Below are 15,231 nucleotides of genomic sequence, written 5' to 3'. Positions count from 1 at the left end.
TGAAGGTGTGGGCTCGACGTGCCGATCACCGGGCATGCGCGCCATCGGGAGCAGGGGAGTCGCCGTCGTCGGCGCAGTGGTCGTGGCGCTCGGCCTCGGCGGCTGCGGGACCACCGACGGGACGCCCCGCGGTGAGCACGTCGTCGCGCCGTCGTCCGTCGCGCTGCCGTACCGGGTCGACGTGCCGGACGTCGCCGACGCCGGGTGCCCGCCGCACGCGTTCGACGTCCCGGCGCCCTCGAGCGTCGCGACCGTCGGGACGGGTGCGGGCGCGAGCGAGGCCACCGTCCCCCTGGGCGACGGCGCGCACCTCCTCGCGGTGTGCCTCGGGCGGGTCGCCGACGTCGGCACGGTCGACGAGATCGCCGCGGCGCCGGCGTCGGAGGGGACGACGCTCGTCGGGACCCTCGACGTCACCTCGCCGCACGGCGACGGGGTCCGTCGGACCACGCGGATCGGCGACCAGCTGCTCTCCGACCACCTCGTGGAGCGCGACGGGTGGGTGCACGTCGTCGGCTACCTGCGTCGGGCGGACCAGGGCGACCGGCACCAGGGGGTCGTGGACGCGGTGCTGTCGTCGTGGAGCTGGACCGGCCGCTGACGCCGGACCGCGTCGGGGCGCCCGGTGCGGGACCGAAGGTCCCACGGCCCGCGACCGTCCGCTCCCTACTGTCGGTCTGCGCCGGACGCGACCCGGCACACCTCGATCCTGGGAACCCACATGAACCTCCGCCTGCCCTCGTCCCCCCGCGCCTGCACGACGGTGCGCCGACCCGCGGCCGTCGCCGCCGTGAGCGCCGCGCTCCTCCTCGTGGCCGCAGCGCCCGCCTCGGCCCATGAGCGCTGGTTCGCCGAGCACGCCGACGGCGGCGAGTGGTCGTTCTTCCTCTCGCCGGTCCCGCTGCTGCTCACGGCCGCGGTCGTCGCGGCCGCGGTCGTGTGGCGCGCCGTCGGCCGCCGCCTGCCGCGGCCCGAGCTGCGCGTCCTCGAGCCGCTCGGCCGCCTCGCGCCGTACGTCCCGCGCCTCCTCGCGATCCACCTGGGCGTCTCGCTGCTGGCCTTCTCGGTCACCGGCGCGTTCCTCACGCCGTCCCTGCCGCTCGAGGACGTGCCGGGTCAGGACCTCGCGGGGGTCGTCCAGGCCGCCGTCGGCATCTGGCTGATCACCGGTGTCCGCCTGCGCCCGGCCGCCGCGGGCGTCGTCCTGCTCGGCCCGCCGGCCCTCCTCGCCGCCGGACCGGTCGCGCTGCTGGAGACGGCCGGCCTGCTCGGCATCGCGCTGTTCCTCGCGATCCTGCCCCCGTCGGACGGCACGTTCGGTCGCGTCGACCCCAGCCCCGAGCGGCTGCGCGCGGCGCTGCTGTCGCTCCGGGCCCTCGTCGCGGTCGCGCTCGTCGCGCTCGCGTTCAGCGAGAAGTTCACGAACCCCCAGCTCGCGCGCAACACGCTCGAGGCGTACCCCCAGCTCGACGTGTTCGGCCTGGTCGGGATCACGGTGCCGACCGACGTGTTCATCGCGGTCGCCGGCGCGGTCGAGCTGCTCTTCGGCCTGCTCGTGCTCTCCGGTGCGATCCCGCAGGTCGCGGTGCTCGTCGCGATGGTCCCGTTCAACGCGACGCTCGTGCTCTTCGGGACGACAGAGGTCATCGGGCACCTGCCCGTCTACGGCGTCTTCCTCACGCTGCTCGTCTACGGCTCGAACCGCGCGACCGCGGACGCCGTGCCGTGGCTCCCGCGGGCCGCGGACGTGCGGGCGCTGCGTTCGCTGCGTCGGCCCGGCCTGAGCCGTCCGCAGCCGTCCGTGGTCCGCTGACCAGCACTGACCTGCGCTGACCAGCACTGGCCAGCGCCGACCCGCGACGCCGACCGATCGACACGAAGGGGCCCGACCGTCCGGTCAGGCCCCTTCGTGGTGCGTCGTGCTGCGACGGCGTGGTGGTCAGTCCTGCGCGCCCGCGGGACGGCGGCGGCGCGCGCCGCCGCGGCGACGACGGCGGCGTGCCGGGTCCCCGCCCTCGGACGTGGGAGCGGCGGTCGCGACCGGGCTGCCGGCGCGTCGCGCCGAGGTGGTCGGCGCGGAGCCGCCGCCGCGTCGCGGACCCGTCGTGGAGCCACCGGAGGGCCGCGTCGGCGCCACGTGCGCGACGTGGGGGACCGTGGGCGCGACCGCACCCACGAGGGACCGCACCACGGCGCTGCCGTGGTCGACCTGCTGGGGACGCGCGTCGATCTTCGCCGCGCGCGTGAGCGAGCGGACGTCCTGGCGCTGCTCGGGAAGGACGAGGGTCACGACGTCGCCGCCCGCACCCGCGCGTGCCGTGCGGCCCGAGCGGTGCAGGTAGGCCTTGTGCTCGGCGGGCGGGTCCACGTGCACCACGAGCTCGACGTCGTCGACGTGGATGCCGCGGGCCGCGATGTCCGTCGCGACGAGCACCCGCACGCCGCCCGTGCTGAACGCCTCGAGGTTGCGCTCGCGGGCGTTCTGGCTGAGGTTGCCGTGCAGGTCCACGGCGGGGATGCCGGCCGCGGTGAGCTGCTTGGCGAGCTTCTTGGCCTGGTGCTTCGTGCGCATGAACAGCACGCGGCGCCCCGTGCCCGAGGCCAGCTCGTGGACGACCGCGCGCTTGGCGTCGGCGTCACGGACCTCGAGGAAGTGGTGCGTCATCGCCGTCACGGGCGACTCGGCGCTGTCCACCGAGTGCTGGACGGGCTTGTCGAGGTACCGCTGGACGAGCTGGTCGACGCCGTTGTCGAGCGTCGCCGAGAAGAGCAGCCGCTGGCCGCTGCGCGGGGTCTTGTCCATGATCCGCTTGACGCCGGGGAGGAAGCCCAGGTCGGCCATGTGGTCGGCCTCGTCGAGCACCGTCACCGAGACCGCGTCGAGCGTCAGCAGCTTCTGGGAGAGCAGGTCCTCGAGCCGGCCGGGGCACGCGACGAGGACGTCGACGCCCCGGTCCAGCGCGGCGACCTGGCGCGACTGCGCGACGCCGCCGAAGACGGTCGTCGTGGTGAGCCCGAGCGACGCCGCGAGCGGTGCGAGCGTCGCGTCGATCTGGTTGGCGAGCTCGCGCGTGGGGCACAGCACGAGCGCACGGGGACGCCGCGGACGGCGGGCGGCGCCGTCGGTCGCCAGGCGGGCGACGAGCGGGAGGGAGAACGCGAGCGTCTTGCCCGAGCCCGTGCGGCCGCGGCCGAGGACGTCGCGTCCACGCAGCGAGTCCGGCAGCGTGGCCGTCTGGATGGGGAAGGGGGCCGTGATGCCCTGCTCCGCGAGGACGCGGACGACAGGGGTGGGCAGGCCGAAGTCGGCGAAGGTGGTCAAGAAAGTGCCTCTCGGGGCTGTAGGTGGGTCCGCCGCCAGAGCAACCAGAGCGAGTGCTGGGGGGTCTCCACGACGCTGGGCGCGCAGCAGGCGCTGCCCTCGTGCCGTCAGTCTCGCACACGTCGCGCCGCGGGCCCGTGCAACCCGGCCCCGGCGAGCCGGGGCCCGTCGGCGACGTGGTGTGACCTGCGACGGGATCACCCGGTGTGACGTCGGTCTCGACCGCCGCACAAATGGCTTGGGACGCCCGTGCGGCAGGCGTAGCGTCGACTCCGGTGCCTGACGACGGGCCCGGGTCGCGCCGACGAGTCGTCCGCGCACCCTCACGATCCACGAGGAGTCTGACTTGATGAACCGCACCGTCGTGCGTTCTGCGCTCGCAGCCGTCGCGACGACCGCAGTGCTGCTGACCTCCGCCTGCTCGTCCGACGAGCCGGAGGAGACCACCGAGGTCGAGGCGACCGAGGAGTCGGGCTCGGACGCCGAGACCGAGGAGCCCGCCGAGGCCGAGGGCCCCGTCGAGGTCCCTGACGTGACGCTGCTGATCCTCGCGACCGCGCAGGACAACCTGGGCCGCGTCGGTCTGGAGGTCGTCGCCGTCGACGAGGCGGGTGCCGAGGTCACGGTCGAGGACCCGACCACGTACCTCGTCACCGCGCAGGACCCGGCCGACGGCGAGCTCGAGGCCGGCGAGACCGTCACGCTCACGGTCGCCCCGCGCGGCTGACACCGCGTCCACACGGAGCCGGCCCCCGCCACGGGGGCCGGCTCCGTCGTCGTCAGGCCGAGGCGCGCAGGGTGGCCGCCAGCCTGCCGGCCCAGACCTCGCCGAACAGCACGACGTGCATGCCCACGGGGTAGACCTGGTGCAGCGCGAGCAGGCCGCGGTCGACCACGAGCCCCGTGGCCTCGCGGTACGCCGCCGTGACGCGGTCCAGGTGGGGGAGCCCGAAGAGGTCGAGCATCGCGACGTCGGTGAGCGGGTGCCCGCCGTGGGCTGCCGGGTCCACGAGCACGGCACCGTCCTGCGTCCACACGACGTTGCCGGACCACAGGTCGCCGTGGACCCGGGCCGGCGGCGACCCGTCGTCGAGCGCGCCGTCCCGCAGCCGTCGGGAGAGTCGTTCGAGCGCACCCGCCACGTCGTCGTCGAGCCGACCCCGCCGCCGCAGCGCGTCGGCGAGGGGCTCGAGCCGGCACGCGGCGTGGAACTCGCCCCAGCGCTCGTAGCGCCCGGCCCGCAGCGGGAGGGGTTCGGACAACGGACCGAAGAAGCCGTCTCCGGTCCACCCGTCGGGCGGTGCGCCGAAGGCGGGCGCGCCCGCGCGGTGCAGGACGGCGAGCGAGCGGCCGAGGTCGTCGGCGGCTCGCGCCGTCGGGCGGCTGGGCACCAGGCGCTCGAGCTCGAGCGCCGTGTCCCGCACCCCGAGCACGCGGACGACCCGAGGGCCGCCGGGCACGCGCAGCCAGCCCAGGCCCGCGGCCTCGCACGCGAAGAAGCCGGGCGGCGCGTCCCGCCGCGACTTGAGCCACGTCGTCATCGGGGGAGTTCACCACGGGCCCGCCGCTCGCGCACAGGCGGCCCACCGCGAAAAGAGCGGCGATACGGCGCCTTCACTGTCGATTCCGTCGTGAGGGCTCCGCCGACCTGCTGAAAGGTACTGTTCAGCGACCTCGGCGCGTGCCATCCTCGCACCATCGAGACGAGGAGGTCCGGATGAGGATCGGTGTGCCCACCGAGGTCAAGAACCACGAGTACCGCGTCGCCCTCACGCCGGCGGGTGCGCACGCGCTCGCGGCGGCCGGGCACGAGGTGCTCGTCCAGTCGGGGGCTGGCCTCGGGTCGGGTGTCGTCGACGACGCGTACGCCGCAGCCGGCGCGCGCATCGTCCCGGACGCCGCGGACGCCTGGGCGGCCGACCTCGTGTGCAAGGTCAAGGAACCCGTCGAGAGCGAGTACGGCCACCTGCGCCGCGACCAGGTGCTCTTCACGTTCCTCCACCTCGCCGCGAGCCGGCCGTGCACCGAGGCCCTCCTGCGGGCGGGCACCACGTCGATCGCCTACGAGACCGTCGAGCTGCCCGACGGCTCGCTCCCGCTCCTCGCGCCCATGAGCGAGGTGGCCGGCCGGCTCGCGACGCAGGTCGGCGCGTACCACCTGCTGCGCAGCGAGGGTGGTCGTGGCGTCCTGCCGGGAGGCGTGCCCGGCGTCGCACCGGCGTCCGTGGTCGTCATCGGCGGTGGCGTCGCCGGACGTCACGCCGCCGACATCGCCGTCGGCATGCGCGCCGACGTGACCGTGCTCGACGTCTCCATGCCCCGGCTGCGCGAGCTCGACGCCGCCTACGGCGGACGGGTGCGGACGCTCGCGTCGAGCGCGTACGCGGTCGAGCACGCGGTCCTCGAGGCCGACCTCGTCGTCGGCGCGGTCCTCGTGCCCGGCCGCCGGACGCCGACGCTCGTGACCGACGACCTCGTGAGCCGGATGCGCACCGGGTCGGTGCTCGTCGACATCGCCGTCGACCAGGGCGGGTGCTTCGAGAGCACGCGCCCGACGACGCACGACGACCCCACGTTCCGCGTGCACGACTCGACGTTCTACTGCGTCGCGAACATGCCCGGCGTGGTCCCCGTGACGTCGACGCACGCGCTCACCGCGGTCACGCTGCCGTACCTCCTGCTGCTCGCCGAGCGGGGGTGGCGCGGTGCCGTCGCCGCCGACCCCGCCCTGGCGAAGGGCCTGACCACGCACGAGGGCGCGCTCCTGCACGCGGGCGTCGCGGAGGCGCACGGCCTCACGAGCGCGGCCCCCGAGGCCGTCCTGGCCTGATGCGGGCGGCGCGACGCCCGGACGTCCTGGTCCGGCGGAAAAGACCCGGACGGCGCAGCCCGGAGGCGTCTAGCCTGCGCGGATGCAGCCGATCACGCTGACCGACGGGGTCGTGACCCTCGCGGCGCCCACCGAGGACGACGTCGAGGCGGTGACCGCCCTGTGCCAGGACGCGGCCATCCAGGAGTGGACCACGGTGCCGAGCCCGTACGCGCGCTCGGACGCCGAGGGCTTCGTGCGCGGGTGGGTCCGCGCGGGGTGGGCCGAGGACCGCGAGCGCACGTGGGGCATCCGCACCGACGGCGTGCTGCGGGGCATGGTCGGCCTGAGCCGCCAGCCGGTGCGCTCGGCCGAGGTGGGCTACTGGCTCGGGGCGTCGGCGCGCGGTCAGGGGATCCTCCACCGCGCGCTCCTGCTCGTCCTCGAGCACGCGTTCGACCCCGCGGGGATGGACGTCGACCGCGTCGTCTGGCACGCGTACGGGGGCAACTGGGCCTCGTGGCGGGCCGTGTGGCGTGTCGGGTTCCGGTTCGAGGGCGTCGTGCGCGACGGCGCCGTCCAGCGCGACCGCCGCCGCGACGACTGGGTCGGGACCCTGCTGCGCGACGACCCGCGGGAGCCGCTCGCGCCGTGGCCCGCGACGGACCTCGTCGCGCCGCGTCCGTCGGCCCCGTCGGGGAGGATGACGGCATGACCGTCCCCATCGACGCCGCCAACCCGTTCGCGAACCCCTCCGACCTGCCGTACGGCCTCCCGGACTTCACGCTCGTGCGCGACGAGCACTACCTGCCCGCCTTCGAGGCCGGGATGGCCGAGGAGCGCGCCGAGGTCGAGGCGATCGCGACCAACCCCGAGCCGCCCACCGAGGAGAACGTCCTGCTCGAGCTCGAGCGGTCCGGTGCGCTCCTGGACCGCGTGAGCGCGGTCTTCTTCAACCGGACGAGCTCGGACACCTCGACGTTCCTCGACGAGGTCGAGGAGCAGGTCGCACCGCTCCTCGCCGCGCACCACGACGCGATCTACCTCGACCGCCGGCTCTACGACCGGGTCGAGGCGCTGCACGCCCGGGTCGAGGCCGGCGAGGTCCGCCTCGCCGACGACGCCGCGTGGCTCCTGCACACGCTGCGCCGCGACTTCGTCCGCGCGGGCGTCGCGCTCGACGACGACGCCAAGGCGGAGCTCCGGGAGCTCAACGCGCGCATCACGACGCTCGAGACGGCGTTCGGGCGCGAGCTGCTCGCCGACACCAACGCGTCGGCCGTGCTCGTCACCGACGTCGAGGACCTCGAGGGGCTGCCTGAGGACGCCGTCGCGGCGGCGCGCCAGGCGGCCGACCAGGCCGGGCACGCGACGGGCTACCTGCTCGAGCTGTCGCTCTTCAGCCAGCAGCCCGTCCTCGCGACGCTCCGCCGCCGGGACGTGCGCAAGCGGGTCCACGAGGCGTCCGTCCGGCGCGGCGGTCGCGGCGGGGACCACGACACGCGCGCGATCCTGCTCGAGCTCGCGCGGCTGCGCGCGCGCCGCGCCGACCTGCTCGGCTTCGAGCACCACGCCGCGTACGTCGCTGACGACTCCACGGCGCGCACCCCGGAGGCCGTCGGGGCCATCCTCGGACGCCTGGCGCCCGCGGCGGCCGCGAACGCCCGACGCGAGGCCGAGGCGCTCGAGGAGGCCCTGCGCCGCGACGAGCCGGGAGCGTCGCTCGAGCCGTGGGACTGGGCGTACTACTCCGAGAAGGTGCGGCAGGAGCGGTACGCGCTCGACGACACCCTCCTGCGCCCGTACCTCGAGCTCGAGCGGGTCGTCCACGACGGCGTCCTGCACGCCGCGACCGAGCTCTACGGGATCACGTTCACGCGTCGGCCTGACCTGGTCGGCTACCACCCCGACGTGCGCGTCTACGAGGTCCACGACGCCGACGGCGAGGGCGTCGGCCTCTTCCTGGCCGACTGGTACACCCGGCCCTCCAAGCGCGGCGGCGCGTGGATGAACAACCTCGTCGACCAGAGCCATCTGCTCGAGGCCAAGCCGGTCGTCGTCAACAACCTCAACATCCCCAAGCCGCCCGCCGACGAGCCGACGCTGCTGAGCTGGGACGAGGTCATCACCCTGTTCCACGAGTTCGGGCACGCGCTGCACGGCCTCTTCTCGGACGTCCGCCTGCCGTCGCAGTCGGGCACCGAGGTGCCGCGCGACTTCGTCGAGTACCCGTCGCAGGTCAACGAGATGTGGGCCTGGGAGCCGTCCGTGCTGCGTCGCTACGCCGTGCACCACGAGACCGGCGAGCCGATGCCGACCGAGTGGGTCGACACGATGATCGCGTCGCGCCAGTACAACGAGGGCTTCTCGACGACCGAGTACCTCGCGGCTGCGCTCCTGGACCAGGCGTGGCACCGGCTGCGGGCCGACGAGGTGCCCACCGACGTCGACGAGGTCGAGGCGTTCGAGGCCCGCGCGCTCGAGGCGGCCGGCATCGCGGTGCACGCCGTACCGCCGCGCTACCGCACGACGTACTTCAACCACGTCTTCGGCGGCGGCTACGCGGCGGCGTACTACTCGTACATCTGGTCGGAGGTCCTCGACGCCGACACGGTCGAGTGGTTCCGGGAGAACGGGGGCCTGCGCCGGGAGAACGGCGACCGCTTCCGGCGGGCGCTGCTGTCGCGCGGCGGGTCGCTCGACGTCATGGACACGTTCCGCGAGCTGCGCGGTCGCGATCCGGAGATCGCCCCGCTGCTCGCGCGGCGCGGCCTCGAGGGCTGAGCCGACGCCGTCGACGCACGACGGCCGGGCGGGGTACCGCGGGCGGCGACCCGCGGTACCCCGCCGGGTAGCGTGACGCGCATGCACGACGCACCCGCGACCAGCGCAGCCACCGGCACGTCCGCACCGACCGCCGAGGACGAGGTCGTCGGCATCTGCCAGGACCTCCTGCGCATCGACACCTCGAACTTCGGCGACGGCAGCGGGCCCGGTGAGCGCGCCGCCGCCGAGTACGTCATGGGTTCGCTCACCGAGGTCGGTCTCGACCCCGAGCTGTTCGAGTCCGCACCCGGCCGCGCGAACGTCGTCGTCCGGCTCCCGGGCACCGACCCGACCAGGTCCGCCCTCGTGCTGCACGGCCACCTCGACGTCGTGCCCGCCGCCGCGGCGGACTGGTCGGTCGACCCGTTCGCCGGCGAGGAGCGCGACGGCCTCCTGTGGGGCCGCGGTGCCGTGGACATGAAGGACATGGACGCGATGATCCTCGCGGTCGTGCGGCAGATGGCCCGCGAGGGTCGGCGCCCCGCGCGCGACGTCGTCGTGGCGATGTTCGCCGACGAGGAGGCCGGTGGTGCCTTCGGCGCGCGCTGGGCCGTCGACAACCGACCCGAGCTGTTCGAGGGCGCGACCGAGGCGATCAGCGAGGTCGGCGGCTTCTCCGTCGACGTCGCCGGTCGGCGCGCGTACCTGCTGCAGACCGCCGAGAAGGGCATCGGCTGGCTCCGCCTGGTCGCCGAGGGCCGCGCGGGCCACGGCTCGCAGGTCAACGACGAGAACGCCGTGACGATGCTCGCGGGCGCAGTCGCCCGCATCGGCGCGCACGCGTGGCCGCAGCAGCTCACACCGACCGTGCGTGCGCTGCTCGACGGCGTCGCCGACCTGACCGGGATCCCGTTCGACCCCGAGGACGAGGAGGGCGTCGCGCGACTCGTGGCCGCCCTCGGCCCGGCCGCGCGGTTCGTCGGGGCCACGACGCGCAACACCGCCAACCCGACGCAGCTCGACGCCGGCTACAAGGCGAACGTCATCCCGGGCCGCGCCGAGGCCGTCCTCGACACGCGCTTCCTGCCCGGGCACGAGGACGAGGCCCGCGCCGAGCTCGAGCGCCTGGCCGGGCCCGGCGTGCGCGTCGAGGACCTCCACCGCGACGTCGCGCTCGAGGTGCCGTTCGCGGGCGACCTCGTCGACGCGATGGTCGCGGCCCTGCACCACGAGGACCCGGACGCGGTCGTGCTGCCCTACATGCTCTCGGGCGGGACCGACAACAAGTCGCTCGCGCGACTCGGCATCACGGGCTACGGCTTCGCCCCGCTGCGGCTGCCCGGCGACCTCGACTTCTCCGCGATGTTCCACGGGGTCGACGAGCGCGTCCCGGTCGACTCGCTGCGGTTCGGCACGCGCGTCCTCGACCGGCTGCTCGCGGACTGCTGAGCGTCAGAGCGTGCTGCGCACGCGGATGATCTTCCGTCGGAGCCAGAACCGCCGCTCGCCGCCCGCGTAGAGCTGCGTCCGGGCGAGCTCCCACCGGCCGTACTCGGCGTGCTCCGTGAGCAGCCGCCGGGCGTCGTTCCGGCTCGTGTCGCGGCCCACCGACACGACGCGGTACTCGTACTCGCCCTGGGAACGCCACCCCTCACGGCGCGGACGCGTCGTGGTGCTGCTCGTCACATGTGCCTCCGTGGGTGTCGACGGATCGAGTGTCATTGTGCACGGCCCGGCGCTACGGTCGGGGCATGACGGTAGACCCGCGCGCGGCGCTCGACAGGTTCCAGGCAGCGCTCGAGGCACACTTCGCCGCGGTGGCCACCCGTCGCAGCGAGGACGACCCCGCGGTCGACGACGCCTACGACGTCCTGGCCGACGCCTTCGAGGTGTACGACGACGCCATGGTGCGCGTCCACGGCGAGACCCTGCCCTTCTACCTCGCGGACGACGACGCCGACGACGACGAGGACGACGACGACGAGGACGAGGGCTCGGAGCGCGACGAGATCGACGAGGACGACCTGGACCCGGACGACATGCTCGACGGCACGGAGCTCGACGAGGACGCCTGACGCCCGACGAGGACGCCTGACCTCAGCGGCGTTCGGGGTAGCCCGTCGCGGGTGCGCTGACCTCGTCGAGGGCGGCCGCGATCGCCTCGGGCAGCGCGGTGCCCACCGAGAGCGCGGCGCGCAGCTGCGCGGGCGTCCGGGCGCCGACGATCGCGGAGCTGACCTGCGGGCGGCCGAGCACCCAGGCGAGGGCGAGCTCGAGCGGGGAGCGCCCGAGCCCCTCGGCAGCCGTCACGAGCGCCTCCACGACGGGTGTCGACCCGCGGCCGAGGTACGGCTGGACGAACCCGGCGAGGTGGGCCGACGCGGCCCGCGAGTCCGCGGGGACGGTCCGGCGGTACTTGCCCGTGAGCACGCCCCGGCCGAGGGGCGACCACGCGAGGACGCCGACGCCGAGCGCCGCGGCCGCCGGGACGACCTCTCGCTCGACGCCGCGCTGCAGCAGCGAGTACTCGACCTCGACCGCCGCGAGGGCGCCCGGACCGAGGAGCGTCGCGGCGCGCGCGGTCTGCCAGCCCGAGTGGTTCGAGAGCCCGACGTAGCGCGCGCGCCCGGACGCGAGCACGTGCTCGAGCGTGCGCACCGTCTCGTCGAGCGGCGTCCGCGGGTCGGGGGCCTGCACGAGCCAGAGGTCGACGTGGTCGGTCCCGAGCCGGTCGAGGGACCCGTCCAGCGAGTCCAGCAGCGCCCCGCGCGACGCGTCCACGACGCCACCGTGCGCCGTCCGGCGCACACCTCCCTTGGTGCACAGGACGACCTCGTCCCGCGCCACGGTGGTCCGCAGGAGCGAGCCGACCAGCTCCTCGGCCGCGCCGTCGGCGTAGCTCGCCGCCGTGTCGACCAGCGTGCCCCCCGCGTCCACGAAGGTGCGCAGCAGCTCGGCGGCGTCGTGCTCGTCGGTGTCACGGCTCCAGGTCAGGGTGCCGAGACCGAGGGCCGAGACGCGCATGCCGGTGCCCCCGACTCGGCGTTCCTCCATGGTCGGCAAGGCTACCGGCGCACGTCGGCAGGCGTTGCCGCGACCTGTAACGTTGCGGCACGTGACGTGGTGGGAAGCGGCCGTCCTCGGCCTCGTGCAGGGCCTGACCGAGTTCCTCCCGATCTCGTCGAGCGCGCACCTGCGCATCGTCGGGCAGCTGCTGCCCGGAGGTGAGGACCCCGGTGCCGCGTTCACGGCGATCACCCAGATCGGCACCGAGACGGCCGTGCTCCTGTACTTCCGCAAGGACATCGTGCGGATCGTCCGGGCGTGGTGGGGTGCGCTGCGTGGTCGGGACGGGACGACCTGGCGGGACCGGCTCGGCGCGCACGACGCCGACGCCCGCCTCGCGTGGTGGATCGCGCTCGGCTCGGTCCCGATCGTCGTGCTGGGCCTGCTGTTCGAGGACTCGATCAAGGGGCCGTTCCGCAACCTGTACGTCGTCGCGGCGATGCTCGCGGTGTTCGCGGTCTTCCTCGGGATCGCCGACCGCGTCGGCGCCAAGCGACGGCCCCTCGAGAAGCTCACTGGGCGGCACGCCGTCCTGTTCGGCTTCGCGCAGGCGATGGCCCTCGTGCCGGGCGTGTCGCGCTCGGGCGGCACGATCACCGCGGGACTGCTCATGGGCTACACGCGCGAGGCCGCGGCCCGGTACTCGTTCCTGCTCGCCATCCCCGCCGTGCTCGGCTCGGGCGTCCAGCAGCTCGTCACGAGCCTCGACGACTTCGGCTCCGCGGGGACGCCCGGGCTGGGCGTGACGGTCCTCGCGACCGTCATCGCGTTCGCCGTCGGCTACGTCGTCATCATCTGGTTCCTGAGGATCGTGTCGGCCTACAGCTACCTGCCGTTCGTCGTGTACCGCCTCGTGCTCGCCGCGGTCGTCGTCGGCCTGCTGCTCACGGGCGTGCTCGAGCCGCTCGCGGGCGCCGACGCCTGACGTCCGAGCCACCCGCTGCGCGTGAAGACGCGGTGCAGGACGACGCAGACGGCGACCATGACGGCGACGGCGAGCGGGTAGCCGATCGGCCAGCCGAGCTCGGGCATGTGACGGAAGTTCATGCCGTACACGCTCGCGAGGAGGGTCGGTGCGGCCGCGATCGCGGCCCACGCCGAGATGCGCCGGACGTCGTCGTTCTGGCGGAGGGACACGAGCGCGAGGTGCGCCGTGAGCATGTCGCCGAGCAGGCGGTCATGTCCCTCGAGCCGGTGGTCGAGGCGTTCGACGACGGCCGCCGGTCGCCAGACCCAGGCGTCCTCCGCGGCGCGCTCGTCGACGTCGGTCACGAGGTCCGCGAGCTCGGCGGCGAGGAGCACGAGCCCTCGACGCGCCTCCGCGACCTCCCGCTTGAGCGCGTACAACCGCTCGACGGGCGTCGCCGAGGCGTCCGCGAACACCTCGGTCTCGAGGTCCGCGACGGCCTCGGCGAGCCCGACCTCGACCTCCGCCGCGCCCGCGACCAGGGACGCCACGAGCCCCGCGAGCACCCCGGACGAGATGCGGTCGGCCACGCCCGGTGACGTCGGGAGCCGCGCCGCGAGCCGGTCGAGCACGGCGCCGTCCGGGGTCTCGGCCGTGACCGTCAGTCCCTCCACGACGAGGCACGTCACGGTGCCCGTGACGACCGCGCTCTCTGTCGGTCGGAAGGCGACCGTCGGCGTGACGAGGTAGACGCCGCCGCCCGCGAGGTGCTCGACGTGCGGACGCCCCGCGGGCGCGGGCAGCGCGTGCGCGCCCGCCGCCCGGACGACGTCCGGGTCCGCCCCGAGCGCGACGGCCCCTGCGACGACGCGTGCGGGGTCGTCGACCCGGAGCCAGACGGGCTCCTGGCCCGCCCTGCGGTAGCCCTCCGGAGCAGGCGCCCACGCACCACCCGTCCGGACCCACACGGAGACGGCTCCTGCGCTGTCCATGAGTGCAGTGTGGACCGCAGCCGCCCGTCGGTGGGGAGAACGGCGGCCGGCCTCCCGGTTCGGTGCCCTAGGCTGCGCGCGTGCGTACCTGGCCTGCTCCTGCCGTCCCCCAGGTCCCCGGGCGAGGTCAGGAGGTGCGCGTCGTCGACAGCGCCACCGGCGCCCTCGTGCCGGCGGCCACGGGTCCCGTCGCCTCGCTCTACGTGTGCGGCATCACCCCGTACGACGCGACCCACCTCGGTCACGCCTCGACGTACATCGCGTTCGACCTCCTGCACCGCGCGTGGCTCGACTCGGGCCTGGAGGTGCGGTACGCGTCGAACGTGACGGACGTCGACGACCCGCTCCTCGAGCGCGCCGCGCAGACGGGCGTCGACTGGGAGGACCTGGCGGCCGAGCAGACGGCCCTCTTCGCCGAGGACATGACCGCCCTCGCCGTCATCCCGCCCAGCACCTACCTCGGTGCTGTCGAGACGATCCCGCTCGTGGCGGACGCCGTCGCCCGCCTGCTGGACCGCGGCCTGGCGTACCGCGTCGCCGTCGAGCAGGGCGCCGGAGGCGACCTGCCCGAGCTCGGTGACGTGTACGCGGACGTCTCGGTGGACCCGCACTTCGGCTCCGTGGCAGGTCTGGACCACGACCGCACCGTCGAGCTGTTCGCGGAGCGCGGCGGCGACCCGGCGCGACCCGGCAAGCGCGACCCGCTCGACCCCGCGCTGTGGCGCCGTGAGCGTCCGGGCGAGCCGAGCTGGGACGGCGGCGTCCTCGGGTCGGGGCGTCCCGGGTGGCACATCGAGTGCACCGTGATCGCGCAGAGCGCCCTGGGCCCCGAGTTCGACGTCCAGGGCGGCGGCAAGGACCTGTGCTTCCCGCACCACGAGATGAGCACGGCGCACGCGCGGGCGCTCGGCGCGGCCGGTGCGCGCGTGCACGTGCACACCGGGATGGTCGCGTTCGACGGCGAGAAGATGAGCAAGTCGCTCGGCAACCTGGTGCTCGTGTCACGGCTGCGAGAGCAGGGCGTGGACCCGATGGCGGTCCGCCTCGCCGTCCTCGCGCACCACTACCGCGAGGACTGGGAGTGGGACGACGACGTCCTGGCCCAGGCGCAGCAGCGGCTCGCCCGGTGGCGCGACGCGGTCTCGGGCAACGGGGGACCCGACGCGACGTCGACCCTCGAGGCCGTCCGGTCCGCCCTGGCCGCCGACCTCGACGCCCCGGCAGCCCTGCGCGCCGTCGACACGTGGGCCGACGCGGCGCTGAGCGTCGGCGGCGACGTCGAGGGTGCACCCGGCGTGCTCGCCCGTGCCGTCGACGCGCTCCTCGGCGTGCGCCTCTGACGCGAGGACGGTCGTCGGGAGCGGTTCAC

Annotated in this window: 15 protein-coding genes; 10 read left to right on the top strand and 5 right to left on the bottom strand. The window is 74.7% G+C overall.

Translation table 11 applies throughout. The features are described 5' to 3' along the window. Positions 1–34: 34 nt before the first annotated feature. The gene (locus IEV86_RS02970) at positions 35–601 is read left to right on the top strand and encodes a hypothetical protein (protein ID WP_152605762.1); all 567 of its coding nucleotides are present in this window, start codon (positions 35–37) and stop codon (positions 599–601) included. 120 nt (positions 602–721) lie between these two features. Further along, on the top strand, positions 722–1,813 hold the full coding sequence (locus IEV86_RS02965; protein ID WP_043609305.1) for a hypothetical protein: 1,092 nt from the start codon (positions 722–724) through the stop codon (positions 1,811–1,813). Between the two features lie 126 nt (positions 1,814–1,939). On the opposite strand, the gene IEV86_RS02960 is transcribed toward IEV86_RS02965, so the two are convergent. Next, on the bottom strand, positions 1,940–3,322 hold the full coding sequence (locus tag IEV86_RS02960) for a DEAD/DEAH box helicase (protein WP_188484538.1): 1,383 nt from the start codon (positions 3,320–3,322) through the stop codon (positions 1,940–1,942). Between the two features lie 349 nt (positions 3,323–3,671). Here IEV86_RS02960 and IEV86_RS02955 point away from each other — a divergent pair, with 349 nt between their 5' ends. Next, the gene (locus IEV86_RS02955; RefSeq protein WP_043605657.1) at positions 3,672–4,049 is read left to right on the top strand and encodes a PASTA domain-containing protein; all 378 of its coding nucleotides are present in this window, start codon (positions 3,672–3,674) and stop codon (positions 4,047–4,049) included. 52 nt (positions 4,050–4,101) lie between these two features. Here IEV86_RS02955 and IEV86_RS02950 read toward each other — a convergent pair whose 3' ends face one another. Beyond that, positions 4,102–4,863 carry a fructosamine kinase family protein gene (locus IEV86_RS02950; protein WP_043605659.1) on the bottom strand — a complete coding sequence of 254 codons (762 nt, stop codon included), beginning with the start codon at positions 4,861–4,863 and terminating at the stop codon, positions 4,102–4,104. Between the two features lie 176 nt (positions 4,864–5,039). Here IEV86_RS02950 and ald point away from each other — a divergent pair, with 176 nt between their 5' ends. The 4 genes from ald to IEV86_RS02930 all read left to right on the top strand — a co-directional run bounded on the left by ald (position 5,040) and on the right by IEV86_RS02930 (position 10,346). Continuing rightward, positions 5,040–6,152 carry an alanine dehydrogenase gene (gene ald, locus IEV86_RS02945; RefSeq protein WP_043605661.1) on the top strand — a complete coding sequence of 371 codons (1,113 nt, stop codon included), beginning with the start codon at positions 5,040–5,042 and terminating at the stop codon, positions 6,150–6,152. An 82-nt stretch (positions 6,153–6,234) separates the two neighbouring features. Then, positions 6,235–6,846 (top strand): GNAT family N-acetyltransferase, encoded by a 612-nt coding sequence (locus IEV86_RS02940; protein ID WP_052426139.1) that lies wholly within the window; start codon positions 6,235–6,237, stop codon positions 6,844–6,846. Then, the gene (locus IEV86_RS02935) at positions 6,843–8,915 is read left to right on the top strand and encodes a M3 family metallopeptidase (protein WP_043605662.1); all 2,073 of its coding nucleotides are present in this window, start codon (positions 6,843–6,845) and stop codon (positions 8,913–8,915) included. Before IEV86_RS02940 ends, IEV86_RS02935 begins: the two co-directional genes overlap by 4 nt. Positions 8,916–8,996: 81 nt before the next feature. Beyond that, positions 8,997–10,346 carry a M20/M25/M40 family metallo-hydrolase gene (locus IEV86_RS02930; protein ID WP_043605696.1) on the top strand — a complete coding sequence of 450 codons (1,350 nt, stop codon included), beginning with the start codon at positions 8,997–8,999 and terminating at the stop codon, positions 10,344–10,346. A 3-nt stretch (positions 10,347–10,349) separates the two neighbouring features. Here the strand turns inward: IEV86_RS02930 and IEV86_RS02925 are convergent, their stop codons facing one another. Continuing rightward, complete coding sequence (locus IEV86_RS02925; RefSeq protein WP_043605664.1) at positions 10,350–10,583, bottom strand: DUF5703 family protein; 234 nt, start codon at positions 10,581–10,583, stop codon at positions 10,350–10,352. A 65-nt stretch (positions 10,584–10,648) separates the two neighbouring features. Between IEV86_RS02925 and IEV86_RS02920 the strand changes: the two genes are divergently transcribed. Next, the gene (locus IEV86_RS02920) at positions 10,649–10,972 is read left to right on the top strand and encodes a hypothetical protein (protein WP_043605666.1); all 324 of its coding nucleotides are present in this window, start codon (positions 10,649–10,651) and stop codon (positions 10,970–10,972) included. A gap of 22 nt (positions 10,973–10,994) precedes the next feature. Here IEV86_RS02920 and IEV86_RS02915 read toward each other — a convergent pair whose 3' ends face one another. Continuing rightward, the gene (locus tag IEV86_RS02915; protein ID WP_043605668.1) at positions 10,995–11,951 is read right to left on the bottom strand and encodes an aldo/keto reductase; all 957 of its coding nucleotides are present in this window, start codon (positions 11,949–11,951) and stop codon (positions 10,995–10,997) included. 61 nt (positions 11,952–12,012) lie between these two features. Here IEV86_RS02915 and IEV86_RS02910 point away from each other — a divergent pair, with 61 nt between their 5' ends. Beyond that, positions 12,013–12,888, top strand: a complete 876-nt coding sequence (locus IEV86_RS02910; protein WP_043605670.1) for an undecaprenyl-diphosphate phosphatase — start codon at positions 12,013–12,015, stop codon at positions 12,886–12,888. Here IEV86_RS02910 and IEV86_RS02905 read toward each other — a convergent pair. Next, on the bottom strand, positions 12,789–13,862 hold the full coding sequence (locus IEV86_RS02905) for a CorA family divalent cation transporter (RefSeq protein WP_052426140.1): 1,074 nt from the start codon (positions 13,860–13,862) through the stop codon (positions 12,789–12,791). The two genes, IEV86_RS02910 and IEV86_RS02905, sit on opposite strands and share 100 nt — an antisense overlap. Positions 13,863–13,942: 80 nt before the next feature. On the opposite strand from IEV86_RS02905, the gene mshC reads away from it, so the two are divergent. Further along, complete coding sequence (gene mshC / locus IEV86_RS02900; RefSeq protein ID WP_043605672.1) at positions 13,943–15,202, top strand: cysteine--1-D-myo-inosityl 2-amino-2-deoxy-alpha-D-glucopyranoside ligase; 1,260 nt, start codon at positions 13,943–13,945, stop codon at positions 15,200–15,202. Positions 15,203–15,231 lie beyond the last annotated feature (29 nt).

This window comes from Cellulomonas carbonis (genome assembly GCF_014636275.1).
Classification (GTDB): domain Bacteria; phylum Actinomycetota; class Actinomycetes; order Actinomycetales; family Cellulomonadaceae; genus Actinotalea; species Actinotalea carbonis.
This window is presented reverse-complemented; position numbering and strand designations above follow the sequence as displayed.